The 22,325-nt window shown below is 69.8% G+C and carries 22 protein-coding genes; 11 read left to right on the forward strand and 11 right to left on the reverse strand.

The genetic code is table 11. The annotated features are described in order from the left end of the window. Positions 1-5 precede the first annotated feature (5 nt). Complete coding sequence (locus tag NO889_RS01740) at positions 6-992, forward strand: tyrosine--tRNA ligase (RefSeq protein ID WP_256410520.1); 987 nt, start codon at positions 6-8, stop codon at positions 990-992. A 70-nt stretch (positions 993-1,062) separates the two neighbouring features. On the opposite strand, the gene NO889_RS01745 is transcribed toward NO889_RS01740, so the two are convergent. The 3 genes from NO889_RS01745 to NO889_RS01755 all read right to left on the reverse strand — a co-directional run bounded on the left by NO889_RS01745 (position 1,063) and on the right by NO889_RS01755 (position 4,511). Continuing rightward, the gene (locus NO889_RS01745) at positions 1,063-1,806 is read right to left on the reverse strand and encodes an endonuclease NucS domain-containing protein (RefSeq protein ID WP_256410521.1); all 744 of its coding nucleotides are present in this window, start codon (positions 1,804-1,806) and stop codon (positions 1,063-1,065) included. A 41-nt stretch (positions 1,807-1,847) separates the two neighbouring features. After that, complete coding sequence (locus tag NO889_RS01750) at positions 1,848-3,167, reverse strand: amidohydrolase (RefSeq protein ID WP_256410522.1); 1,320 nt, start codon at positions 3,165-3,167, stop codon at positions 1,848-1,850. A 63-nt stretch (positions 3,168-3,230) separates the two neighbouring features. Next, the gene (locus NO889_RS01755; RefSeq protein WP_256410523.1) at positions 3,231-4,511 is read right to left on the reverse strand and encodes an MFS transporter; all 1,281 of its coding nucleotides are present in this window, start codon (positions 4,509-4,511) and stop codon (positions 3,231-3,233) included. A gap of 132 nt (positions 4,512-4,643) precedes the next feature. Here NO889_RS01755 and NO889_RS01760 point away from each other — a divergent pair, with 132 nt between their 5' ends. Together NO889_RS01760 and NO889_RS01765 are read left to right on the forward strand one after the other, a co-directional pair. Next, positions 4,644-4,985 (forward strand): dihydroneopterin aldolase family protein, encoded by a 342-nt coding sequence (locus tag NO889_RS01760; protein WP_256410524.1) that lies wholly within the window; start codon positions 4,644-4,646, stop codon positions 4,983-4,985. Positions 4,986-5,182: 197 nt separating this feature from the next. Further along, on the forward strand, positions 5,183-6,415 hold the full coding sequence (locus tag NO889_RS01765; protein WP_256410525.1) for an aminotransferase-like domain-containing protein: 1,233 nt from the start codon (positions 5,183-5,185) through the stop codon (positions 6,413-6,415). A 16-nt stretch (positions 6,416-6,431) separates the two neighbouring features. On the opposite strand, the gene NO889_RS01770 is transcribed toward NO889_RS01765, so the two are convergent. Further along, positions 6,432-7,436, reverse strand: a complete 1,005-nt coding sequence (locus tag NO889_RS01770) for a D-2-hydroxyacid dehydrogenase (protein WP_256410526.1) — start codon at positions 7,434-7,436, stop codon at positions 6,432-6,434. A 96-nt stretch (positions 7,437-7,532) separates the two neighbouring features. Continuing rightward, positions 7,533-8,600, reverse strand: coding sequence for an ABC transporter ATP-binding protein (locus NO889_RS01775; protein ID WP_256410527.1), 1,068 nt, complete (start codon positions 8,598-8,600; stop codon positions 7,533-7,535). 314 nt (positions 8,601-8,914) lie between these two features. Between NO889_RS01775 and NO889_RS01780 the strand changes: the two genes are divergently transcribed. The 3 genes from NO889_RS01780 to NO889_RS01790 are packed head-to-tail and all read left to right on the forward strand — an operon-like array spanning position 8,915 to position 11,789. After that, positions 8,915-10,003, forward strand: coding sequence for an ABC transporter substrate-binding protein (locus NO889_RS01780; RefSeq protein WP_256410528.1), 1,089 nt, complete (start codon positions 8,915-8,917; stop codon positions 10,001-10,003). A 7-nt stretch (positions 10,004-10,010) separates the two neighbouring features. Further along, a complete protein-coding gene (locus NO889_RS01785) occupies positions 10,011-10,916 on the forward strand; it encodes an ABC transporter permease (RefSeq protein WP_256410529.1) in 906 nt (301 codons plus the stop codon). Between the two features lie 3 nt (positions 10,917-10,919). After that, complete coding sequence (locus tag NO889_RS01790) at positions 10,920-11,789, forward strand: ABC transporter permease (protein WP_256410530.1); 870 nt, start codon at positions 10,920-10,922, stop codon at positions 11,787-11,789. 59 nt (positions 11,790-11,848) lie between these two features. Here NO889_RS01790 and NO889_RS01795 read toward each other — a convergent pair whose 3' ends face one another. Continuing rightward, positions 11,849-13,513, reverse strand: a complete 1,665-nt coding sequence (locus tag NO889_RS01795) for a GTPBP1 family GTP-binding protein (protein WP_256410531.1) — start codon at positions 13,511-13,513, stop codon at positions 11,849-11,851. 157 nt (positions 13,514-13,670) lie between these two features. On the opposite strand from NO889_RS01795, the gene NO889_RS01800 reads away from it, so the two are divergent. Next, the gene (locus NO889_RS01800; RefSeq protein ID WP_256410532.1) at positions 13,671-14,516 is read left to right on the forward strand and encodes an HFX_2341 family transcriptional regulator domain-containing protein; all 846 of its coding nucleotides are present in this window, start codon (positions 13,671-13,673) and stop codon (positions 14,514-14,516) included. Between the two features lie 530 nt (positions 14,517-15,046). On the opposite strand, the gene NO889_RS01805 is transcribed toward NO889_RS01800, so the two are convergent. Continuing rightward, positions 15,047-16,102 carry a transcription initiation factor IIB gene (locus NO889_RS01805; RefSeq protein ID WP_256410533.1) on the reverse strand — a complete coding sequence of 352 codons (1,056 nt, stop codon included), beginning with the start codon at positions 16,100-16,102 and terminating at the stop codon, positions 15,047-15,049. Positions 16,103-16,262: 160 nt separating this feature from the next. On the opposite strand from NO889_RS01805, the gene NO889_RS01810 reads away from it, so the two are divergent. Then, positions 16,263-16,784 carry a DUF7858 family protein gene (locus NO889_RS01810; RefSeq protein ID WP_256410534.1) on the forward strand — a complete coding sequence of 174 codons (522 nt, stop codon included), beginning with the start codon at positions 16,263-16,265 and terminating at the stop codon, positions 16,782-16,784. A 69-nt stretch (positions 16,785-16,853) separates the two neighbouring features. On the opposite strand, the gene NO889_RS01815 is transcribed toward NO889_RS01810, so the two are convergent. Then, positions 16,854-17,642, reverse strand: a complete 789-nt coding sequence (locus NO889_RS01815) for a P-loop NTPase family protein (protein WP_256410535.1) — start codon at positions 17,640-17,642, stop codon at positions 16,854-16,856. A 174-nt stretch (positions 17,643-17,816) separates the two neighbouring features. On the opposite strand from NO889_RS01815, the gene NO889_RS01820 reads away from it, so the two are divergent. Continuing rightward, positions 17,817-19,034 carry an MFS transporter gene (locus NO889_RS01820; RefSeq protein WP_256410536.1) on the forward strand — a complete coding sequence of 406 codons (1,218 nt, stop codon included), beginning with the start codon at positions 17,817-17,819 and terminating at the stop codon, positions 19,032-19,034. A gap of 69 nt (positions 19,035-19,103) precedes the next feature. Here the strand turns inward: NO889_RS01820 and NO889_RS01825 are convergent, their stop codons facing one another. Beyond that, positions 19,104-19,535: an HIT family protein gene (locus NO889_RS01825; protein ID WP_256410537.1), complete on the reverse strand. Its 432-nt coding sequence runs from the start codon at positions 19,533-19,535 to the stop codon at positions 19,104-19,106. Positions 19,536-19,677: 142 nt separating this feature from the next. Between NO889_RS01825 and NO889_RS01830 the strand changes: the two genes are divergently transcribed. Then, positions 19,678-20,148, forward strand: a complete 471-nt coding sequence (locus NO889_RS01830) for a hypothetical protein (RefSeq protein ID WP_256410538.1) — start codon at positions 19,678-19,680, stop codon at positions 20,146-20,148. A 37-nt stretch (positions 20,149-20,185) separates the two neighbouring features. On the opposite strand, the gene rnz is transcribed toward NO889_RS01830, so the two are convergent. Then, the gene (rnz, locus tag NO889_RS01835) at positions 20,186-21,118 is read right to left on the reverse strand and encodes a ribonuclease Z (protein ID WP_256410539.1); all 933 of its coding nucleotides are present in this window, start codon (positions 21,116-21,118) and stop codon (positions 20,186-20,188) included. A 142-nt stretch (positions 21,119-21,260) separates the two neighbouring features. Between rnz and NO889_RS01840 the strand changes: the two genes are divergently transcribed. After that, the gene (locus NO889_RS01840) at positions 21,261-21,584 is read left to right on the forward strand and encodes a DUF7538 family protein (RefSeq protein ID WP_256410540.1); all 324 of its coding nucleotides are present in this window, start codon (positions 21,261-21,263) and stop codon (positions 21,582-21,584) included. 105 nt (positions 21,585-21,689) lie between these two features. Here NO889_RS01840 and NO889_RS01845 read toward each other — a convergent pair whose 3' ends face one another. After that, on the reverse strand, positions 21,690-22,190 hold the full coding sequence (locus tag NO889_RS01845; RefSeq protein WP_256410541.1) for an MOSC domain-containing protein: 501 nt from the start codon (positions 22,188-22,190) through the stop codon (positions 21,690-21,692). Between the last annotated feature and the right edge of the window lie 135 nt (positions 22,191-22,325).

Genomic DNA, 22,325 nt, shown 5'->3' on the forward strand with positions numbered 1-22,325 from the left:
TAGCCATGGACGCCCACGAGCGGATCACCCGGAACACGGCCGAGGTGGTCACCGAGGAGGAGATCGAGACGCTGGCCGACGACCCCGACGGCAAGCGGGCGTACGTCGGCTACGAGCCCTCCGGCGTCCTCCACATCGGCCACATGCTCACGGCGAACAAGCTGATCGACCTCCAGGAGGCCGGCTTCGAGGTCACCGTCCTGCTCGCGGACGTCCACGCGTACCTCAACGACAAGGGGTCGTTCGCGGACATCCGGAGCACCGCCGAACGGATGCGCGACCAGTTCATCGCCTACGGGCTCGACGAGTCGAACACCCAGTTCGTGCTCGGCTCCGATTTCCAGCTCGACGAGGACTACACGCTCGACCTCCACGCGCTCGAGCTGGAGACGACGCTCGCGCGCGCCGAGCGGGCCATGGCCGACATCAAGTCGGGCGACTCGGTGAAGGTCTCACAGGCGGTCTACCCGCTGATGCAGGCGCTCGACATCCCGTACCTCGGGGTCGACCTCGCGGTCGGCGGGATGGAACAGCGGAAGGTCCACATGCTCGCGCGCGACGTGCTCCCGAGCATCGACCGCGAGCCGCCGACGAGCCTCCACACCCCGCTCATCGCCGACCTCGGCACCGGCGAGGGGAAGATGTCCTCCAGTACGGGCGTCACCATCTCGATGGAGGACTCCCGCGAGGCGATCGAGGAGAAGGTGAACAAGGCGTACTGCCCGCCGACGGCCGACCCCGAGCCGACCGAGGAGGGCGTCGAGCGCGAGAACCCCGTCCTCCAGGTGTTCGAGTACCACGTCTTCCCGCGGTTCGAGACCGTCGTCGTCGAGCGTCCCGCGGAGTACGGCGGCGACCTCGAGTACGCGGAGTACGACGCGCTCGAGGCCGACCTCGAGTCCGGCGAGCTCCACCCGGCGGACGCCAAGGGGGCGCTCGCGGCGTACCTCGACCGACTCGTCGCGCCCGGCCGCGAACAGCTCGCGGAGTAGCCGCGACGACCGTAGCTACCGTCATCGAGTAGCCGCGACGACGACCGCGACCGCCGCCGGGCCCCCGTTCTCACCTCCCGCCGCCGACCGGGCAGGTCCCGTCGAGACAGCGTCGGCCGGTCGCCGTCTCGAACGCCGGCAGTCCGCAGTCGCACTCGTCGACGGCGACGCCCGACGGGATCGAGAAGGTGGTCTCGCAGTCGGAGTCGTTCTCGCAGGCGAGGTAGACGCGGCCGGGCGCGAACCGAACCCGGAGGTCGCCCCCGCAGTCCGGGCACTCCCAGACGCGGTCGAACCGGTCGCGGACCGCCTCGAAGAGCGGGTCACACGACGGGTCCAGACAGAGGTGGAACGCCTCGCCGCGCTCGACGCGGATCTTCGGCAGCCCGCACGCCTCGCAGGTCGCGTCCGTGACGCTCGCCCCGGCGGGGAGCCCCCACCGACGCTCGCAGTCGAGACAGACCACGTCGCCGCGCGAGCGCACGAGCGACCCACCGTCGTCGGGACAGGTTCCGACCGGGATCCCGGCCTCGGTGACCGGAAGCGCCCGGCTGGCGGTCGCCCCCTCGGCGACGACGCGGAGCCGCCGGGATCCCTCCCGTGCGGTGACGGTGAAGCCCGTCCCGTCGCCCTCGACGACGACGGAGTCCGGACGGGTGAGCCACGCCACGGGCTGGTAGCCGTCGGCGTCGTGGACGAGCGTGGTGTTGTCGGGTTTGATCAGGACGACGACGCGGCCGCGGTGGGTGCGGGTCCGGTCGCCCCGTTCGGTCACTCGACAGTCGCCGGCGAGGACGCGAAGGCGTGCTGGCATGCGCCGACTGGCCGCGGCATGCGGCTTAAGCGGTCGCCAGCTCAGGACGCCTCCTCGACCCGCGAGACGAGGTCGCTCGCGGCCGCGGCGGCGCGGGCGCGGATCGCGTCGGAATCGAGCGTCAGCACCTCCCGGTCGCGCATGAGGACGCGCCCGTCACAGACGGTGTGACGCACGTCGCTGCCGCGGACCGCGTACGCGAGGTGCGAGACCGGGTCGTGAACCGGCGTCAGGTGCGGCCGATCGAGGTCGACGACCGCGAGGTCGGCGGCCGCTCCCGCCGCGATCCGCCCGCCGGGCAGGCCGAGCGCGTCCGCGCCGCCCGCGGTCGCCATCTCCACGACGGCCTCCGCGGGCACCGCGCTCGCGTCGTCCGCGGCGAGTTTGCCGACCATCGCGGCGTCGCGCATCTCGTCGAACAGGTCGAGGTCGTTGTTCGAGGCCGCCCCGTCGGTCCCGAGCGCGACGGTGACGCCCGCCTCGCGCAGGCGCTGAACGGGGGCCATCCCGCTCGCGAGCTTCATGTTCGATGCCGGACAGTGAACGGCCGCGGTCCCCGTGTCGGCGAGCAGTTCGATCTCCGCGTCGTCGACGTGGACACAGTGGGCGAGGAAGTTCTCGGGCCCGAGCGCGCCGAGGTCGTCGGCGTACGCGAGTGGTCGTTCGCCGCGCTCCTCGAGGATCGGGTCGACCTCCGCGCGCGTCTCGTTTGCGTGGAGGTGGACGGGGACGTCCTCCGCCGCGGCCCGCTCGATCCCCTCGCGGAGGTACGCCTCGCCGACCGTCGTCAGCGAGTGGGGCATGAACGCGGTTCGCACCCGGCCGTCGGCGGCCCCGTCGAGGTCGGCGGCGACCGCGAGGCTCTCCTCGACGTCCGCGACCGCTTCCGCTTCCGATTTCCCGACCGTGACGACCCCGTGGCCGAGGCGCGCGCGAACGCCCGCGCGGTCGACCACGTCGGCGACGCGGTCGGTCGCGAAGTACATGTCCGCGAAGGCGGTCGTCCCCGACCGGATCATCTCGAGGACGCCGAGCTCGGCCCCGACCTCGATGTCGTCGTCGGTGAGTTCCGCCTCCGCGGGCCAGACGTCCTCCCGAAGCCACGCGTCGAGCGGCTTGTCGTCCGCGTAGCCGCGCAGCAGGGTCATCGAGACGTGGGTGTGCGCGTTGACCAGACCGGGGATCACCAGTCCGCCCGTCGCGTCGAGGATCTCCGCGGCGTCGTCGACGTGGTCGGCGACCGCGTCGTCTCCGCCGACGGCGAGGACCGTCCCCGTCTCCCGGTCGACGACGACGTCACCCTCGCGCACGCGGCCGTCAGGGTGGAGGACCCGTCCGCCCGTGATACACAGCGTGTCCATGCGGGTCGGTTTCGCGCCGCGGGCCTAACGCCTTCCGTTCGTCGTCGGGTCGTCGACCGCCGCCTACCCCGCGTCGACGACGGTGTACAGCGTGAGCGCGACCGTCGCCCCCGCCGCCGGGACGAGGGCCAAGAGCAGGAACGTCCGCCCGACGGTCGTGGCGTCGAGGAGGAAGCCGGCGAGCGCCGCGCCGGCCGCGCCGATCCCGAAGTTCGCGAGGTAGGTGTAGCCGTACGAGAGCCCGCGCCCGTCCGGCGGGCTGTACACGGCGATGGCGGCCTGATACAGCGGCTGGATCGAGAAGAGCACGAAGCCGAAGACGGCGCTGATGGCGACGAGCGGCCAGAGCCCGGCCTCGGCGACCGGGATGAAGGCCACGGCGAGGACGACGAGCGCGCCGAAGACGGCCGCCAGCCCCGCCGACACCGGGATCCGGTCGGTGAGCTTCCCGCCGACGTACTGGCCGGCGATCCCGACCGTCAACAGCCCCGCGTAGAGGTAGGAGGCGAGGTCGAACTCCTCGGCCATCGGGCTGTCGGGCGCGAAGAGGCCGAGCGTCTCCGAGACGTCCGGGAGATAGCCGCCCAGCACGTCCGGCAGGAAGGTGAGCACCCCGCGGTAGAACACCCCGTTCATGAGGACGACCGCCATCGCGAGCGCGAACCCGAGGGTGAAGAGCGCCCGGCTGTCGGCGAGGAACCCGGCGAGGGAGTCGGGCGCGCCGGAGCGACCGTCGTCCGCGGCCTCGTCGTCGGCGTCGCCACCGTCGTCCCCGCCGACGTCGACGGCCGCCATCTCGTCGAACTCGGCGGTCAGCGCGTACGCGACCGCGAGCACGGCGGGCACGACGAGCAGCGCGGAGACGAGCCGCCAGTCGAAGACGATGAGCAGCGAGGCGGTGACGAGCGGTCCGAACGCGATCCCCAGGTTGCCGGCCATCCCGTGGTACGCGAAGCCGGTGCCGCTCTCGGAGACGCCCGTCGAGATCAGCGAGAGCGACGCCGGGTGGTGGACGCTCGCGAAGACGCCCCACAGCGCGAGCGCGAGCGCGATGGTCGCCGTCCCCTGCGCGGCGCTCAAGAGCAGGAAGGACGCGCCCATTCCGGCCAGCCCGATCAGCACCATCGACTTCGTACTGTAGCGGTCGGCGAGGAGGCCGCTCGGGAGCGCCCCGATCCCGAAGAGCGCGTAGCCGACCGCGACGATGGTGCCGATCGCCGCGGTCGTCGCGGAGAACTCCGAGAGCCAGATCACGACGAGGATCGGGATCGAGAGCTCGTAGGTGTGGACGATCGCGTGGGACACCATCGTGAACGCCACGATCGACCGGCCGTTCTCGTTCATTTACGTCCACGAGGCGCGGCGCGTGGGTAAAGCGTATCGAAGCCGGCGGGTGACGCGGGAACCCGCACCGCTCCGTCCCCGGAAACGAGGCGGCTCCGAAGCTTCTTACGCCGCCGGACCGCGCCTTCGACCATGGCCACCGACGCCCAACAGGCGTGTTTCGAGGCGGGGATCAAGTTCGGCTCGCTGTACCACCAGTTCGCGGGGACGCCCGTGAGCCCGGCGAGCACGCGGAGCCTGGAGGCCGCGATGGCGGAGGCGATCGAGAACCAGCCGTTCTGTGAGTCGGTCGACGTGACGATCCACGACGACCGCGTCGCGGACGCGATCGACCACGCGAACGGCTACACCGAGCTGACGGGCTCGCTCATGGACGTCGAGATGCGGATCGACTACGAGGGCGTCGTCGTCGACGCGCGGATGGAGACGGTCGACGGCTACCCGCTGATGGAGCTGGCCTCGGTGGCGGAGTGACCCGACCGGGGGCTTCCACGGGGAGGGTCCCCACGAACGCGACGCCCGGATCCACGAGAGGCGCATCAGCGTTCGTCCACAAGGGAGCACGGTAAGCACAATAGATAGGAACTATATTGTCAATATGTGATTGAATATTCGAACAATCCGGACAATAAGTTTATGTTAGTGAAGACGGGTTCGGTAGACGATATCGAATGGACGGATCCGAATCGGACGACCTCGATCACCTGTTCAGCGAGACGGTCCGGGAGACGATGGACGGCTCCGTGTACGGGGCGTGGCGATCGATCCGGGACGCGGACGCCGTCCCGCTGAGCTTCGGCTTCCCGTATCCGGAGTCGTTCCCGAACGGGGAGCTGGTCTCGGCGGCCGAGTCCCTCTTCGAGTACGAGGGGGATCGCGCGCTCCAGTACGGCGGCGGCGAGTACGCGGACGCGCTCCCGGCGGTGATCGTCGAGCGGGCCCGCGACCGCGGGATCGACTGTACGACCTCGCAGGTCCACCTGACGAACGGCGCGACGAACGCGATAGACACGGCGTGTCAGACCTTCCTCGACCGCGGCGACACCGTGTTCGTCGAGGCACCCACGTTCATGGGCGCGTTGCGGCTGTTCCGTAACTACGGGGTCGACATCGAGGACTGCGAGATGGACGAGAACGGGCTCGACGTCGAGGCGCTCGCCGCCGACCTCGCGGCCCGCGAGGAGGCGGGCGACCCGCTGCCGAAGCTCCTGTACACGATCCCCAACTTCCACAACCCGACCGGCGTGACGCTTCCCGAGGGTCGACGCGAGCGGCTCCTCGAGCTCGCGGAGACGTACGACTTCCTGGTCCTCGAGGACGACCCGTACGGACAGCTCCGGTACGACGGGACGGAGCCGCCGCCGATCAGGGCGCTCGACGGGACCGGGCGGGCGATCCGGATCAACACGTTCTCGAAGACGGTCGCTCCGGGCGTCCGAACCGGATGGATCATCGCCGAGGAACCGTTCGTCGAGCAGTTCGACCGGATCAACGCGGGCGGAGAGCCCAGCTACACCCGCGGGCTCATCGCCCGATACGCGGAGGAAGGCCGGCTCGATCGGGCCATCGAGGAGCTGTGTGCGGGGTATCGAGAGCGACGGGATCGGATGATGGAGAGCCTCGCGGATCGGATGCCGCCGGGAACGACGTGGAGCGAGCCGGACGGCGGATTCTTCGTCTGGGTGGAGTTCCCCGAGGGCGTCGACGCGGAAGGGATGCTCCCCGACGCCATCGACGAGGGCGTGACGTACCTCCCCGGCTCGTTCTTCTACGCCGGCGACAACGGCACGCGTCACGCGCGGCTGTCGTTCAGCCACGTCCCGCCCGCCGCGATCGACGAGGGGATCGCGGCGCTGGCGACCGCGGTGCGTGCGGAGGTTCCCGCGATCGGGGCGGGCGACTGAGCCGCCCGAGGGGCAGTCATCCGACGACCAGGTTCCGTAGTTCGTCGCGTTCCCCGGCCGCGTACCGCGCGTAGTTCTCGACGAACAGGTCGCCGATCCGGTCGGCGTACTTCGGCGTCGTTCCCGCCATGTGGGGAGTGACGATCGCGTTCGGCAGGTCCCAAAGCGGCGACTCGGGCGGCAGCGGCTCCTCCTCGAAGACGTCGAGTGCAGCCCCGCGGATCCGGCTCTGTTGGAGCGCGGTCTCGAGCGCGGACTCCTCGACCACCTCGCCCCGTGCGACGTTCACGAGGACCGCGTCCGACCGCATCGACATGAACTCCTCCGTACCGATCAGTCCGCGAGTCGCCTCGACGAGAGGGCACGCGAGGACGACGTAGTCCGAGCGGGCGAGAAGCTCCGGGAGCCCGGAGGGCGGATACGCCTCGTCGACGACCGCCGGAGCTGTCTCGGGAGTGCGCTTCGTCCCGATCACGTCCATGTCGAACCCGGCGGCCAACTCGGCGACGCGCGTGCCGATCGCGCCGACGCCGACGATCCCGAGGGTCTTCCCGCGGATCTCGCCCGCGGAGTAGCGCCGCCAGATGCCGTCCCGCTCCTGTTGGCGGATCCCCGTGTGGATCCGTCGCTCGAAGACGAGCAGGTAGCCGAGGACCTGTTCGGCGATCGGGTTCGCCGCGACGCCCGCGGCGTTCGTCACCGCGACGCCCCGATCCGCGAGCTCGTCGAGGTCGTACGAGTCTACCCCGGAGTTGAGCGTCTGGACCCAGTCGGGAGCCGTCCCGTCGGGGAGGTCGTCGGTGATCGGCCGGACGGTCAAGACGACGTCGACGTCGCCGACCGCCCCGCGGGACTCCGCGGCCGTCGCCGCCGTCTCGATCCGGTCCGTCGACGGGAGCGCGGCATCGATCCGGGAGTACAGTCCTCGAACGAAGTCGGTACCGAAGACGGCCGGGACGCTGTGGTGTACCAGCACGTTCGCTTCGGCGACGTCGGTCTCGGGGTCCACGCTCCCCTTCATGCGGCGTCGGGAGGTCCGTTCGCGGGTTCGATACGCCCTTTCGAGTCGATCGGGGTCGCCGTCGATCCCACGACCGCGAGCGGGCGGGCGGGACGGCTACTTCGCATACACGCTCATCGCGTCGGGATTGAGTTCGACGGAGACCTCCTCGGAGTCCGGCAGCTCCGACCGTCCCTGGACGGCGACGTCGAACTCCGGAAGCGAGTCGTCGTGCGGTTCGACCACCAGATTGGTCCGGTCGCCGTGGAAGAAACGGTTGACGATCGTGCCGTCTATCGTGCCGGCACCCGGCTCCACGAGATCGACCTCCTCCGGCCGGATGGAGGCGATCACGTCGCCTTTCACCGCGGAGTCGCCCAGATCGATCGTCATCTCGGTTTCGGCGTCGAGCTCGAGCCGTGGCGGGTGCGTCGTGTTCTCGACGACGCCGTTGAGCAGATTCGTGTCGCCGATGAAGTCGGCGACGAACGCGGTCGACGGCTCGCGATAGATCTCCCTCGGCGTGCCGATCTGTTCGATCCGCCCGTCGTTCATGACGGCGAGCCGGTCGGACATGCTCATCGCCACGTCCTGGTCGTGTGTCACGTAGAAGAACGTGCTCTCGACGCGGTCGTGGATCTCCTGGAGTTCGACCTGCATCTGTTGGCGCAGCTTCCGGTCGAGACTCGAGAGGGGCTCGTCGAGAAGCAGGATGTCCGGTTCGTTCACCAGCGCACGCGCGATCGCCACGCGTTGTTGTTGTCCACCGGAGAGGTCCTGTGGCTTCCGGTCTCCGTAGCCGGAGAGGTCCACGATGTCGAGGTACGTCTCGATGAGCCGCTCGCGTTCGTCCGGGTCGACGTCGTCCTTCTTCAATCCATACCCGACGTTCTCGGCGACGGTCATGTGCGGGAAAAGCGAGAGGCTCTGGAACACTAGGTTCGTGTTCCGCTTGTTCGGCGGGCGGTGAACGACGTCCTCGCCCTCGATGCGGATCGAACCGTCGGTGGGCGTCTCGAAGCCGCTTATCATCCGCAGAGTGGTCGTCTTCCCGCAGCCGGACGGACCGAGCAGCGAGAAGAACTCGCCGCGCTGGAGGTCGACGTCGATCCCGTCGACCGCGGTCGTGTCGCCGAACTCCTTACGGACGCCGTCGAGCTGTACTGCCGTCGTTGGTGTCGTCATACCGCGACCGACCGGACGACACGTATTCAAGCTTTCTTCCGATCAACTCGTATATTTTTGATAATACATACACCTTAATCGGATTGTTATTTGTAAGTATAACATATTCACCGGTAGAGTACGACATACGGAAGATAACGTTCGAGCACTCGCGTCTCGCGGCGGTAGCGGACGTCTCACGCCGCCCACAGAAGTGGATGATCGATCTGTATGTCTTCATCGAAGTATTGTTCATAGGAGTATTAGGACGATTTCCCAATGTTCATGTGTTAGTCAGGATAGATTTATTACATAGAAGTAGAAGTCGGTTGACGATGGTAGACAGACGGCAATTCATCAAGGCGGCAGGCGCGACCGGCGTTACGGGTATGGCGGGCCTGTCGGGGTGTATGGGCGGTAGCGGAGCGACGACGGTGTCGATCCTCACGTGGACGGGCTACGACGCGGTCAACGACCAGATCGAGGAGGCGCTCGAGGACGTCACGCTCGAGGTCTCGGTGGCGGACGGCTCGGCGAACATGTTCTCCACCGTGAACGCGGGCGGCGGCGAGGAGTACGACATCGTCATCCCGAACAACGAGTACGTCCCGCGGTTCATCGACGCGGACCTGGCGGCACCGGTGGACATGGACGTGATGACCAACTTCGACGCGCTGTATCCCACGTTCCAGAGCGCGGCCGAGGGACAGTTCTCCGACGGAGGAGAGATGTACGGGCTCCCCGTCCAGTTCGGGTGGTACGCGTACGGTTACGACAGCTCGGTGCTCCCGGAGGACCACGACCACTCCTACGACGTGCTCTTCAGCGAGGAGGTCGAGGGTGTCGACCTCACCGGCAGCATCACGCTGTACGACGGCTACTACAAGTCGATCATGGCGACGGGGCTCGCGCTCGGCTACACCGAGGCGTTCGAGGGCGACACGGTGTCGTTCACCGACGAGCAGCTCACGAACATCGAGGAGACGCTGATCGACTTCAAGCCGAACCTCCTCGGGTTCATCCACGACGAGGAGACGCTCACGCAGGACTACCAGAACGGGAACCTCATCGCGTCGTTCGCGAACCGGAGCACGCACGTGGGGATCATGAACGACGTCGAGAGCGTGGAGTTCTCCCAGCCGGCCGAGGAGGAACTGACCTGGTTCGAGGGGGCCGTCGTCACCGCCGGCTCCGAGAACAAGGAGGCCGCCTTCGAGGTGTTAAACGAGTACATCGATCCCGAAACCGGCGCTGAATTATCAGAGAATCGGAACATCATGAACGCGTCCCAGGACGCGATGGACAACATCGAAACGGAGTCGCTCCAGATCGAGCCGGAGATCCTGGATGGAATGATCCCGTTCAAGCCCGCGGAGCGGGACGACACGTGGATCGAGATGTTCGAACGGGTCAAGAACGCGTGAGAACGATATGAGCACCATCCAGGAGCTCGGCGACGCGTTCGAACGGCGGGGAAAGCGGGCGAAGCTCGCGATCATGGCGGGACCGGGAGTCGGATGGCTGCTCACGCTGATACTGGTCCCGACGACGTTCCTCGTGATGGTGAGCTTCGCGGAGATCAACAGCTCCTACGACGTGGTGTGGTCCTTCTCGGTGTCGAACTACCGGGAGCTGTTCGTCGGGGAGAGCGGGTTCCTCCAGACGCCGTTCGTCGACTCGTTTTTCCTCTCTTTGCGCATCGCGGCGGCCACCACGTTCCTGACGGTCGTCCTCGCGTATCCGGTCGCGTACCTGCTCACGCGACTCTCCGGACGGCGGTTCAAGGTCGTGTTGTTCGCGGTCCTGGTGCCCTTCTTCACCATCTTCATCGTGCGCATCTACTCCTGGCTCTCGCTCTTCGGTAGCCAGGGACTGATCAACTCGGCACTGGTCGCGACTCCCCTGACCTCCGAGCCGCTCGGGATCTTCGAGTACGGGCTCGCGGCGGTGGTCATCTCGCTCACCCACGCCTTCTTCCCGTACATGCTGTTGACGCTGTACTCGAGTCTCGAGGGGATCGATTACGGCGTCATCGAGGCGTCGCGGGACCTCGGGGCGACGCGGATCGAGATCGCGAGGGACGTCGTGATCCCGCTTTCGGCACAGGGGCTCATCACCGGGTGCGTCTTCGTGTTCGTCCCGGCGCTCGGGACGTTCATCACGCCGCAGTTCCTCGCGCGCGGGAAGTTCACCATGATCGCCGAGGTGCTCACGGCCAGAATAAACGAGCTGTACGCCATCAACTACGGCGCGGCGGGGTCGCTGTTCCTCATCATCCCGACCCTGATCGCGTTCGCGATCGTGATGCGTACCACCAGCCTGGAGGCGATGGGGTGACCCATGGCGGACAGTGAAGGACACGGTCGGCTCTCGCGTCTCGTCGGCGAGCCCGGACTGGCGGGAACCGTCTCCGTCGACCGGCTCGTGAGTGCGATCGCCTCCTACGGCATGTGGGCGCTGACGATCGGGATCGTCGTCTTCCTCTGGCTCCCGCTCTCGCAGATAATCGCGCTCTCGTTCATGGAGAACTCGGCGGTGTTGTTTCCGTTCGAGGGAGTCACCCTCCAGAACTACGTCAGCCTGTTCACCAACGAGGGACTCCTCATGGCGGCCAGACAGAGCGCGTTCGTGGCGACGGTGTCCGCCTCGGTCGCGACGCTGATCGGCGTCCCGATGGGGTTCGCCATCGCCCGCCACGAGTTCCGCGGCAGGAAGATGCTCAGGGGGCTCGTCATCGTCCCGCTCCTGATGCCAGGGATCATCATGGGGATCTCGCTTCTGATCCTGTTCCGTGTGATCGGGCTCTCTCCCGGTTTCTTCGGGACCGTGCTCGCTCACTCCGTGTACGGGCTGCCGTTCATCGTCCTCCCCGTGGTCGCCAGGCTCGCCGTGTTCGACCGCAAGCTCGAGGAGGGAGCACGCGACCTCGGCGCGGACGGACGCGGCGTGTTGACGGACGTCACCCTCCCGATCATCTCGCCCGCGATCGCCGCGGGCTTCATCTTCGCCTGGCTCCGCTCGTTCGAGGACTTCATCCGCGTCTTCTTCGTCGGCGGAACCATGGACGCGCTCACCAAAGAGATGTACGGCATGGTGGTGTACTCACAGGGGACGGAGGCGATGGACCCGATGGCGACGATCATCGTGCTGGTCGTCAGCGCCGCGCTGGCCGTCGCGATCAACTTCCGGGACATCCTCGAGTACGTCTAGTTGCGCGTCGGCGGGGCGGGTCGTTCAGTCCCCGATTCCCGTTTTTCGGGAAGCGGTTCCTACGTTCCGCCGCCCGAACCGTCGGCCCCGACCGAACCGTCCGGCTCCACGTCGCGGACGGTTCCCACGCCCTTGCTCGATCCCTCGCGGAAGACGAAGCGCTGTCCCTCCTCGATCAGGTACGGCCGGAACTTGAACCGGACCCGCGTCCGGCCGGTGTCGCCCGGAAGCAGTCGCCCCTCCTCGGGCGCGAACGCCGCCGCCTCCGAGACGGTCTCGACGTGGACGACCGGCTCGTACCCCTCGCGGATCCGCGTCGGGTGGTTGAGCACCATCACCTCCGCGTCGAACTCCCGAACCGGATCGGGGTCGCTCTCGCGGGGAACGAGCGCCATCCCGCGTTCGATCTCCACCTCGTCGACGCCCTTCAACGCGATCCCGACGATCCGGCCGGCCTTCGCCTTGTCGACCCGGTGGTAGTGCATCTCGATCGAGCGGACCTCGACCTCGCGGAAGGAGCCGTCGGCCATCGGACCCAAGAGGAGCTCGTCGCCCGCCTCGACCGTCCCGGAGTTGACCGTGCCGGACGCGACCGCGCCCACGCCCGTCACCTTGTAGCTTCGATCGACGTACATCCGGAACGTCCCGCGCTCCGGCGTCGCGCGCTTCGGCAGCGCCTCGAACAGCCGGTCGAGCGTATCCACGCCCTCCTTCGTCACCGCGCTGGTTCGAACCACGGGAACGACCCCGTCGCCCACCTCCGCGACCGCGACGTCGACGTCGTGGCGGTCGAGTAAAAGCGGCGTCTGGCCGGCGTTCCGGAGCGTCGACTCCACCTCGCGTTCGACCGCGGCGAGTCGCTCGTCGGTCACGGCGTCCGCCTTCGTGATCGCGACGATCGTCGGGAGTTCGGTCGCGAGCAGGATCCCGAGGTGTTCGCGGGTCGTCGCCGTCGGGCCGTCGTCGGCGGCGACGACGAGCAGGCCGTAATCCAGCTTCTGACCGACCAGCCCGCGGATCGTCGTGTGAAGCCACGGCTCGTGACCCACCGTGTCGACGAACGACACCAGCCGGTCCGCCTCCTCGACGATCCGTGCGCGGTCGGATTTTCGATGGGGGTTGTCCATCCGAACCGCGTCGTCGGCGTCGTCGACGAAGCCGTACACCGCGTACGAGAGGTCCGCGGAGAGCCCCCGCTCGACCTCGTGGGGCTGAACGTCGAGGAAGCCGCGCGTACCGCCCTGGCCGTCGTCGGCCCGGCCCGTGACGAGCGTCCCGACGAGCGTCGACTTCCCGTGGTCGACGTGGCCGGCCGTCCCGACGACGAGGTGGTCGTCGTCGGCCTCGAACATCCCGCCCTCCCGGACGGTCGCGAGTCCGACGAGCCCCGCGGCGTCGCCGTCCCCGTCGGCCCCCGCGCTCCACGTCTCCACGTCGGCGATGTGGGCGTCCGCCTCCTCGGCCAGAAGCGAGAGGACGTCCATCGTCTCCGAGAAGGCGTCCGGCGGGACCCCCGCGAGCCCCCCGTCGTCGGTGACGCCGAGGACGTACGTCGCCTCGCCGTCGCCCGAGAGCACTCGGTGGCGGAGCTGTGCCACGAGCGACTCCATGCGACCGTCCGCCAGGTGGACCTCGCGGGTGAGCCGTTCCTTGAACTCGATCGCCCCGCCGTCGCGCTCGCCGCGCTCGATGGCCCGCCGCAACGCGGACCGGTCAGCGCTCATGAAGCCCCGTAGGCGACAGCCGGGCTTAACGGTTTTCGTGGGAGCCGTCCCCACGCCACGTGATCGGTACGGAGCGCTCCGGAGACCGGGGGACCCGGTCGAGGCGGACCGGAACCGGTACGGGGGCATTTAACCTCTCCCCGCGGGGAGAGAACGCATGGACACAACGGTCCCCCGCGTCGCCGAACGGCGCGTCCACGTCGTGCCACTCGGCCACGAACACGACCGGATAGTCGAGCCCCTCCGCAGCCACGGCGCGGACGTGGTGTACCTGCTCGCGGACGTCCCGGACCGCGAGGCCGATCGCGGCACGGTCGATTTCGAGGCGGCCGCCGCCGGCCCGGAGGAGAACTGCGTCGACGTCGACCGGCTGACGGAGTACCAGCGGGACGCGTGGGCGGAGACCGCCGAGTTCGCCGCGGTCCGCGCGCTGCCCGTCGAGCTCGCGGACGTGTACGACGTGCTCGGCGTGACGACCACCGTCGCCGCTCGCCACGACGCCGGCGAGCCCGACGGCGACCGGCTGTTCGCCAACGTCTCGACGGGCCCGCGGATCGCGGCGGTCGGCGTCGCCATCGGCTGTATGGTCGTCGGCGCGCGGCCCTACAGCGTCGAGCCCGAGGTCCACCGCCACGACGTGGCGGAGACGCCGCTCACCGCCGGCGTCGCGGAGACGGTCGACCTGCCGCTGTACCCGATGGACGCGCCGACGACGGATCAGGTCGCGGTGCTCGGCCGGCTCCGCGAGCGGACCGACCGGAACGTGACGACGGACAAGTGGAACCTGATCCAGTGGGCTCGCGAGCGCGACCTGGCGTTCCTGCGCGAGGCCGGCGAGAGCCGGACCGCGAAGTACCGCGCGCTGGAGACGCACGTGCTCTCGCCGCTCCGCGACCGCGGCTACGTCGAGTTGGAGGACGTGGGGCGCTCCGACACGGTCCACCTCACGGAGACCGGCCGGCGCGTCTTCTTCGCGTTCCAGCACAAGCTCGGCGAGCCCTGAGCGCGTCGCCGGATCGCTCGACGGGCGACGCACGAACCGTCCACGGCCCTCCAGGAGCCGTCACGGATCCCGCATGTCGTGCGGATCGTACGGTTCGTCCGGACTATCCATGGCTAACGTAGAATCATCGACCGGGCATCGATCGAAACGCGTGACGCCCCGTCGGGCGGGCGCGGCACCCGCTCCGCCCTCCCCTGCCCTCCATCCGCCCTCGCGGTCCCCGCTGACGCGATCGCGGTCGCCCGGCGGAGCGTCACGGACGACGGCTCGTCCGTCGTTTTGACGCCGCAGAGCGGTCTCGCGAACCAACTCCGGAACGCGGCGGCGCGTCCCGCGACCGCCGGAGGTCGGTCGTTTCGCTTCCGGCGGCTCCGCCGTCGGCCGGCGGAGGGACCGTCGATCTCTCCTCGCTCGCGGAACCGCACCCGCACCTCACGCCTCCTCAGACTCGGCGGACGGGTCGGGGAGGTTCCGTCCGAGTCGAGGAGAGAGGAGCGCGGTTCGAGGAACGTCCGCCCGTGGACGCCCGGTCAGTCCCGCAGTTCGACGTACGTCCGGCGGACCGTCACGGGCGTCACGCCCGCGACGTCGGCGGTCTCCTGCTGGGTGTAGTCGGCGTCGAACTGGCGCGCCGCGGTGTACAGGCAGGCGGCGGCGACGCCGACGGGGTTGCGACCGTTCGCGATCCCCTCCTCGACGGCACGGTCGGCGAGTTCGCGGGCGCGCGCCTCGACGCTCGAGTCGACCTCGAGCTCGCTCGCGAACCGCGGGAGGTACTCGGCGGGCGCGGCCGGACCGATCGGGAGGCCGAGCTCGCGGTTCATCGCGTCGAAGGCCGCGCGGTGTTCCGCCTCGGTCGCCTTCGCCTCCGCGCACACCTCGCCGACGGTCCGGGCGACGTCGGCGGTCCGGCAGGCGACGTAGACGCACGCGGCGGCGAAGCCCTCCAGCGAGCGCCCCCGGAGCAGGCTCTCCGACTGCGCGGAGTCGAACAGCGCGCAGGCGGTGTCCCGGAGGCTCGTGGGCAGCCCCAGCGCGCCGGTGAGCCGTCGGATCTCGGTGTAGGCGTACACCTTGTTGCGGTCGCGCTTCGTGGAGATCCGCGCGCGGTTGTGCTGGGTGCGCATCCGGGCCATCCGGCGGCGCTTGCGCCCCTTGAGCCGGGTCGAGCGGCCGATCTTCGTCGAGAGTCCGCGATCGTGACGTGACCGCGTCAGGGGGGCGCCCGTGCGCTTGGGGTCCGTGTCGTCATCGGAGAAGGAGCGCCACTCGGGGCCGTGATCGATCCGGTCAGCCTCGAGGACGAGCCCGCAGTCGACGCAGGCGCGCTCCGCGCTGTCGACTTCGGTGCGCCCGCCGCACTCGGGACACTCCTCGTCGCGGACGGCGGTCGAGGACGAGGTCGTCTCGGCGGCGTCGGCGGTACCGGTGCGGTCGGTGCGGTCGGCGCGGTCGGTGCGGTCGGCACGGTCGGTGCGGTCGGCGCGGTCGGTGCGGTCGGCGCGGTCGGCGCGGGCGGACGTCGAGGCGGCGCGGGGGTTCCGGGAACGGCGCGAACGGACGCGGGTCGAGGGTGCCTTGCTCATCACACCTGAACCTCGGTCCCGATCCCTTACTTAAATCCCGGTGGATCGGGGGGTGAACCGTCGGATCCGCGCTCCCGTACCGACCGGTTACCGGTCGGTGACCGGCGTCGGTCCCGACGGAGTAGGTGGGTTTATTTATCCGAACGCGAGACCGGTCGACATGACGCTGTCGGACATCGCGGCGGGTCTCGAGGTGACGGCCAACCAGCGCGACAGGGGGGTCGCCGTCGCCGACGACACGGAGACGCCGCTGACCGAACGCCTGCGCGAGTACGCCGAGAACCTGCCGTGTACGCCGGAGGCGACCGCAACGGTAGTGGACGCGTACACGGCCGGTCGGAGCGTCGGCGACGCCGCCGCGGACGCCGGCGTCGCGCCCGTGACCGCCGCGAAGACCCTCCACCGCTGTGGCGTCTCGGGCGTCTGCCCGCTCGCGCCGACCCGCCGGGGGGTCGTCCGCGACTGGCTCGACGGCCGGATCGGCCGCAGCGAGGCGGTGACGCTCGCCGGCGGCGACGACGCGGACTTCGCGCTCGCGACGTACGTCGAGACCCACGACCCGCTCCCGGCGGTCGCCGACGTGGTGGACGCCAAGCTCGCGGGGTCGTCGCCGCTCGGGACCGGCCTCGGCGCGGACGATCCCCTCGGCGACGCGCTGGACTCGCCCGACGACCTCCGCTGACCGGCTCCGCCGGCTCCCGATCAGTGCGGTCTCCCGCAGAACCGTGCTCCACAGCCGGACCGTCTCCCGCTACGACCGCATGCGTTCGATCAGTCCCTCCTCCGAGAAGTCGACCTCGAGCGTCGTATCGAAGAGCCGGGCGTACGCGTCGGCGACCGCCCGCGGGTACGCTCCGTCGCCGGTCGCTGTCGCGGGCGCGACCGCCACGCGCGGGTCCGTCTCCGGGAGAGTCACGTCGGCGGCGGATCCCCCGGTCTCGCCGTCGATCCCGCGGGACACCGCGACCGTCGCGTCGACGCTCGCGCCCACGTCGGCGATCCGGCCGCGGAGCCGCTGGAGGGCGTCGCTGCCGTGCGGCGTCACGGGACGGACCGCGGCGACGCCCTCCGCGGCCGTGACCGCCGCGACCGCCTCGTTCGACGCCACCGGCGACGCGTCGACGAGCACCGCGTCGTAGGCGGTCGCCGCCTCGTCGATCCGCCGTTCGAGCCTACGCGCCGCCTCGGAGGTCTTCGCGCGGGCGATCCGCTCGAACGGGGCGCGGGCGGGGACGGCGTCCGCGCGTCCGGGGAGCGTCGAGGCGTCGTCCCCGTCGTCGGCGCGCCCGGATCCGCCGCCGAGGGCGATCGGGTACGTCGCCGCCGACAGCGACGCGCCGGCCTCGTCGGTGACGAGCGCCGTGAGATCGGTTCCGATCCGGCCGCGAACGTACTCGGAGAGGCCCTGCGTCGCGAACGCCGCGTCGATCACCGCCACGTCCCGCCCGCCGCGTGCGCCGGCCGCCGCCAGTTCGACGGCCGTCCGTGTCGTCCCCGCGCCGCCGGTCGCTCCGACCAGCGCGAGCGTCGTCGCGTGCATGGCTTGGATCGCCGGAGTCGAGTGTTAAGCGTCGCGGATCGCCTCCGAACGCCGGCCCGCCGGCGTCGTCGTCGCCCGTCCCGGCGGTCTCGCCGGACCCGGTGATCGCGGCGTCGCCGAGAGCGTTCCGGTGCCACAACGCTTATATCGAGATGTTGGGGTCTGTACGCACACATGGCGGCCATCGCGGACGGGAAGTGGCGTGCGCTGGCGCTCGTCGGCGTCGCGGAGCTGTTCGCGATGACGCTCTGGTTCAGCGGGAGCGCCGTCGGGCCGGAGCTGGCCGCGGCGTGGGGGCTCTCGGCCGCCGAGACGGCCTGGCTGACGAACGCGGTCCAGCTCGGGTTCGTCGTCGGTGCCCTCGCGTCGGCGTCGCTGACGATCGCCGACGTCGTCCCGCCGCGGTATCTGTTCGCCGGCTCCGCGCTGGCCGGGGCCGCGGGGACGGCGATCATCGCGGCGGTCGTCTCGAACGGACCGCCCGCGATCCTCCTGCGGTTCCTGACGGGCGTCACGCTCGCGGGCGTGTATCCCACGGGGATGAAGATGATGGCGTCGTGGTTCGACGAGGGCCGGGGGTTGGCGATCGGGGTCCTCGTGGGCGCGCTGACGGTCGGGTCGGCGTCGCCGCATCTGCTCCGGGCGGCCAGCGGTATCGGTCGTCCCGACGTGGTTCTGTACGGCACCGCCGGACTCGCGGCGTTCGGGGGCGTACTCGTCCTCGCGTACGAGGACGGTCCGCACCAGCCGGAGACCGCCCCGTTCGATCCGAGCGCGATCCGGCGGATCGTCACCGACCGCGGCGTCGTTCTCGCGAACATCGGCTACTTCGGCCACATGTGGGAACTCTACGCGGTCTGGACGTGGATCCCCGTCTATCTCGTCGCAAGCTTCGAGGCCAGGGGAGTGGCCGCCGCGAACCGGAGCGCCGCGCTGCTCGCGTTCGCGACGATCGCCGTCGGCGGCGTCGGCGCGTGGCTGGCCGGCTCCGCGGCCGACCGCTGGGGTCGATCCGTCGTCACCAGCGCGTCGATGGTCGTCTCCGGGAGCGCCTGTCTGCTCGCGGGCGTCGTCTTCGGAGCCCCGCCGGCCGTGGTCGTCCCGTTCGTTCTCGTCTGGGGCTTCGTCATCGTCGCCGACTCCGCGCAGTTCTCCGCGGCGGTCTCGGAACTCGCCGACGAGAGCTACGTCGGGTCGGCGCTGACGCTTCAGACCGCGGTGGGCTTTCTCATCACCATCGCGTCGATCCAGCTGATACCCGTCGTACGGGACGCCGTCGGCTGGCGCTGGGCGTTCGCTCCGCTCGTCGTCGGGCCGCTCGCGGGGACCGCCGCGATGTTGTGGCTCCGTACGCTTCCGGCGGCCGACCGGCTGGCCGGCGGGCGGGGCTGATCCGTCCGCAGGAAGTGACGGGCGGCAGGCCGGAGTGGTCCGACCGGAGATATCGATCGCCCGCCGGTCTCACCCGTCGATCGCGGACGCGACGTCCTCGGCGATCGCGTCGAGCTCACCGTCGGAGAGGTCGGGACGCTTCCCCGCGACCGCGTGGATAGGCGCGCCGCCGTCGCCCTCGAACCGCGGGACGACGTGTGCGTGGACGTGCGGGATCTCCTGGCCGGCCGCCTCGCCGTCGTTGATCCCGACGTTCGCCCCGTCGGCGTCGACCGCGTTCTGTACGCGGGGCGTGAGTTCGCTCACGGCGTCGAACACGGCGCTCGCGAGGTCGGCGTCGAGGTTACCGACGCGCTCGGCGTGTGCCTTCGGGATCACGAGCGTGTGGCCGCGCGCGAGCGGGTTGGCGTCGAGGAACGCCAGGACGTCGTCGGTCTCACACACCGTTCGCGCCGGGATCTCGCCGTCGACGATCGAACAGAAGATACAGTCGTCGGGCATACGCGAGGGGTCGACGCCGCGACGTATCAAGGTTTCCCGGACGGTACCGGAGACGCCAACCGTGGTGGGACCGGACCGCATGACGAGTGAACGATCACCATAGTATGAAACTATATACTTGTACGTATATTTATATGAGAGAATGAGATCGATACGTGTTTTCCTTACGGTAGTCGCCGCGGTGCTGCTCGTGAGCGCCGCGACCGGTGGTGCGGTCGCGCAGTCCGACGGGGACGAAGACCTGTTCGAATCGCTGGAGGAGATGGTCCCGGTGTACAACGAGAACGCGGAAAACGTCGACCTCGGCCCGGTCAACCTCGCGGGCACCAGCAACGTCTACATCGAGGACGGCGACTCCGAGACCGTCTACTCGATCACGATGGACGAACGGAACCGCATCACCGCGCTCGACGACGAGCCCGACGAGGACGCGGTCCGACGGATCACCGCGGATCGGGCGACGCTCGTCGGCATCACCGAGGCCGACAACCCGGCCGCTGCGTTCCGGGACGCCGTCGCCAACGACGACATCGTCATCACCGGCGAGAGCGGCCACGTCATCGAGCAGGTCAAGTGGGCGGTCGTCAATGCGTTGAAGGGACTGCTGCTCTAGGGAGGGTTCGGCCGTCCCGCGGCGCCTTTTCTCGAACTCACTCGCTCCGGTCCGGAAACGGGACCTCGATCAGCGTTCCGTCGTCCGGGAGGAGACACTCGCCGTCGAACGCCTCGCGGGCCTCCCGCAGGATCGGCGACGCGTCCGCCGCGTACCGCGAGGAGACGTGGACGAGCGCCAGCCGCTTGGCGTTCGCGCGCTCGGCGATCCCGCCCGCCTCGCGGCCCGTCGAGTGGGCGGTGTCGCGGGCGCGGTCGGCCATCCCGTCGGCGAAGGTGGCGTCGTGGACGAGGAGGTCGGCGTCCTCGGCGACCTCGACGGTCCGTTCGCGCGGTCGGGTGTCGGCCGTGTAGACGAACGTCCGGCCGGGGCGGGGCGGTCCGACGACCTGCTCGGGCTCGACGACGGTCCCGTCCGCCAGTTCGACGGACTCTCCCTCGTGGAGCCGGCCGAACGCCGGACCGACCGGGACGCCGAGCTCCTCGGCCTTCGGTCGGTCGAACCGGCCGGGGCGGTCAGCCTCCTCGAGGACGTACCCCTGTGAGACCGTCCGGTGTGTCGTCTCGAAGGCGCGGACCTCGTAGCCGTCGGCGTCGAGCGCGACGTCGCCGGGGGCGACCTCCTCGATCCGGACCGGGAACCCCGGCTGGTGGTCCGCCGCGTGGACCAGGTCGTGGAGGTCGTCGCCGGTGCCGGGCGGACAGTGGATCGAGAGCGGCTCGGTCCGATCGTTGAACCCGAGCGTCTGAACGAGTCCGGGGATCCCGAGGACGTGGTCGCCGTGGAGGTGCGAGACGAAGAGGCGATCGAGCCCGAATCCGGTGCCGGCCCGCATCATCTGGCGCTGGGTGCCCTCGCCGCAGTCGAACAGCAGGCGGTCGCCCTCGCGGTTGACGAACAGGGCGCTCGGCGCGCGCTCGGTGGTGGGGACGGCACCGCCCGTCCCGAGGAAGGTGACGCGAAGGGACATACGCGCCCTGTGGCCGGCGGGGGTAAACTCCTTTCGAGCCGCGTCCGCCGGGACGAGGGAAGCCGGCGACCACGAGAGGGACGCCGCGACCGCGGCGGCCGCCGGTCGAAGCCGACATGAGGCTCCCGCCCCGAGGTCGGGCATGCACGACGAGATCGCCGCGCTCGTCCGCCAGGAAGGGTGGCGCGCGGAGGGGGCCGCCGCCCGCGTCCACTACGACGGCGGCGGCGACCGGGTCGCGATCGAGTTCTACGCCGACGCCGAGCGCGTCCTCTACTGGACCGTCCCCGAGGGATCGGGGACCGGGGCGGAAACGAGGAGCGGGGTGACGACGGCCGACACCGGCACTACCGGCACCGCCGCGCCGATCCCGCGAGAGACCGTCCCGGACCCGCTTCGGCGGCGGATCCGCGAGGACCTCGACGCCGCGGGCGTCGACCCCGACGTCGAGCGGCGCGGCGTCTGAGGGGCGATCCTCGAGTCGGGCGTCGTCGAGGCGTCGCCGAAGCGGCGGTGACGTGCTCGGCGACGCACTCGTCGATCGCCGTCCGCGAAGGGACCGACGACGAGGTCACCACACGACCTCGTCGTCGACGGCGATCGTCCCCGACTCGACGATCCGGGCGTCGAGCCCGCCGCGGTGTTCGAGCGCCGCCTTCGCGTCGGGCTGGTCGGCGTGTGACGCCATGTACCCGCAGGGCTCACAGAGGCCGGTCCCCTCGAGGACGGTCTCGCCGACCCGGAACCGCTCCCCGACGAGGTGGTTCAACGCCACCCCGCGCGTCGTGACGTTTCGCCGGTGCGCGCCGCCGGGGAGGTCGACGTCGTACGCCTCGGCGGCGGCCTCCAGCGCCTCGGCCTCGACGAGCGTGACGTCGCTGGGATCGAGGTCGTCGCGTTCGTTGTAGATCCCCTCGCCCCTAAAGTAGCGGTCCCCCTTCAGCCCCCGGCCGGCGACGGCCTCGACCGACTCCCGCGGCTCGGGGTCGCCGCCCGTGTCCGGGGTGACGTGGATGCGTTCGACCGCGCCGACGCGGGCGTCGCGCGATGACGCGTCCTTCGCGTGTTCCATTGCCGTACCCGTTCGATCGGACGATATTGACATCCTCCCCGCCCTGAAGGGCGGGGTTTTAGCCTTGTAACTTCCATAATAAACCTACGTCGTCGCCGGCGCGGCAGGGGCCGTTACGGACTCCGGCCTCGTCGG

The sequence above is a fragment of the Halorubrum rubrum genome, assembly GCF_024494685.1.
GTDB classification, from domain to species: Archaea; Halobacteriota; Halobacteria; order Halobacteriales; family Haloferacaceae; genus Halorubrum; species Halorubrum rubrum.

Coding starts and splice junctions, on each gene's coding strand:
- NO889_RS01795 (WP_256410531.1), bottom strand. CDS start 13,513: ATGAGCGCTGACCGGTCCGCGTTGCGGCGGGCCATCGAGCGCGGCGAG.
- NO889_RS01820 (WP_256410536.1), top strand. CDS start 17,817: ATGGCGGCCATCGCGGACGGGAAGTGGCGTGCGCTGGCGCTCGTCGGC.
- NO889_RS01840 (WP_256410540.1), top strand. CDS start 21,261: ATGCACGACGAGATCGCCGCGCTCGTCCGCCAGGAAGGGTGGCGCGCG.
- NO889_RS01805 (WP_256410533.1), bottom strand. CDS start 16,102: ATGAGCAAGGCACCCTCGACCCGCGTCCGTTCGCGCCGTTCCCGGAAC.
- NO889_RS01745 (WP_256410521.1), bottom strand. CDS start 1,806: ATGCCAGCACGCCTTCGCGTCCTCGCCGGCGACTGTCGAGTGACCGAA.
- NO889_RS01790 (WP_256410530.1), top strand. CDS start 10,920: ATGGCGGACAGTGAAGGACACGGTCGGCTCTCGCGTCTCGTCGGCGAG.
- NO889_RS01825 (WP_256410537.1), bottom strand. CDS start 19,535: ATGCCCGACGACTGTATCTTCTGTTCGATCGTCGACGGCGAGATCCCG.
- NO889_RS01775 (WP_256410527.1), bottom strand. CDS start 8,600: ATGACGACACCAACGACGGCAGTACAGCTCGACGGCGTCCGTAAGGAG.
- NO889_RS01750 (WP_256410522.1), bottom strand. CDS start 3,167: ATGGACACGCTGTGTATCACGGGCGGACGGGTCCTCCACCCTGACGGC.
- NO889_RS01845 (WP_256410541.1), bottom strand. CDS start 22,190: ATGGAACACGCGAAGGACGCGTCATCGCGCGACGCCCGCGTCGGCGCG.
- NO889_RS01740 (WP_256410520.1), top strand. CDS start 6: ATGGACGCCCACGAGCGGATCACCCGGAACACGGCCGAGGTGGTCACC.
- NO889_RS01760 (WP_256410524.1), top strand. CDS start 4,644: ATGGCCACCGACGCCCAACAGGCGTGTTTCGAGGCGGGGATCAAGTTC.
- NO889_RS01800 (WP_256410532.1), top strand. CDS start 13,671: ATGGACACAACGGTCCCCCGCGTCGCCGAACGGCGCGTCCACGTCGTG.
- NO889_RS01765 (WP_256410525.1), top strand. CDS start 5,183: ATGGACGGATCCGAATCGGACGACCTCGATCACCTGTTCAGCGAGACG.
- rnz (WP_256410539.1), bottom strand. CDS start 21,118: ATGTCCCTTCGCGTCACCTTCCTCGGGACGGGCGGTGCCGTCCCCACC.
- NO889_RS01770 (WP_256410526.1), bottom strand. CDS start 7,436: ATGAAGGGGAGCGTGGACCCCGAGACCGACGTCGCCGAAGCGAACGTG.
- NO889_RS01830 (WP_256410538.1), top strand. CDS start 19,678: ATGAGATCGATACGTGTTTTCCTTACGGTAGTCGCCGCGGTGCTGCTC.
- NO889_RS01780 (WP_256410528.1), top strand. CDS start 8,915: ATGGTAGACAGACGGCAATTCATCAAGGCGGCAGGCGCGACCGGCGTT.
- NO889_RS01755 (WP_256410523.1), bottom strand. CDS start 4,511: ATGAACGAGAACGGCCGGTCGATCGTGGCGTTCACGATGGTGTCCCAC.
- NO889_RS01810 (WP_256410534.1), top strand. CDS start 16,263: ATGACGCTGTCGGACATCGCGGCGGGTCTCGAGGTGACGGCCAACCAG.
- NO889_RS01815 (WP_256410535.1), bottom strand. CDS start 17,642: ATGCACGCGACGACGCTCGCGCTGGTCGGAGCGACCGGCGGCGCGGGG.
- NO889_RS01785 (WP_256410529.1), top strand. CDS start 10,011: ATGAGCACCATCCAGGAGCTCGGCGACGCGTTCGAACGGCGGGGAAAG.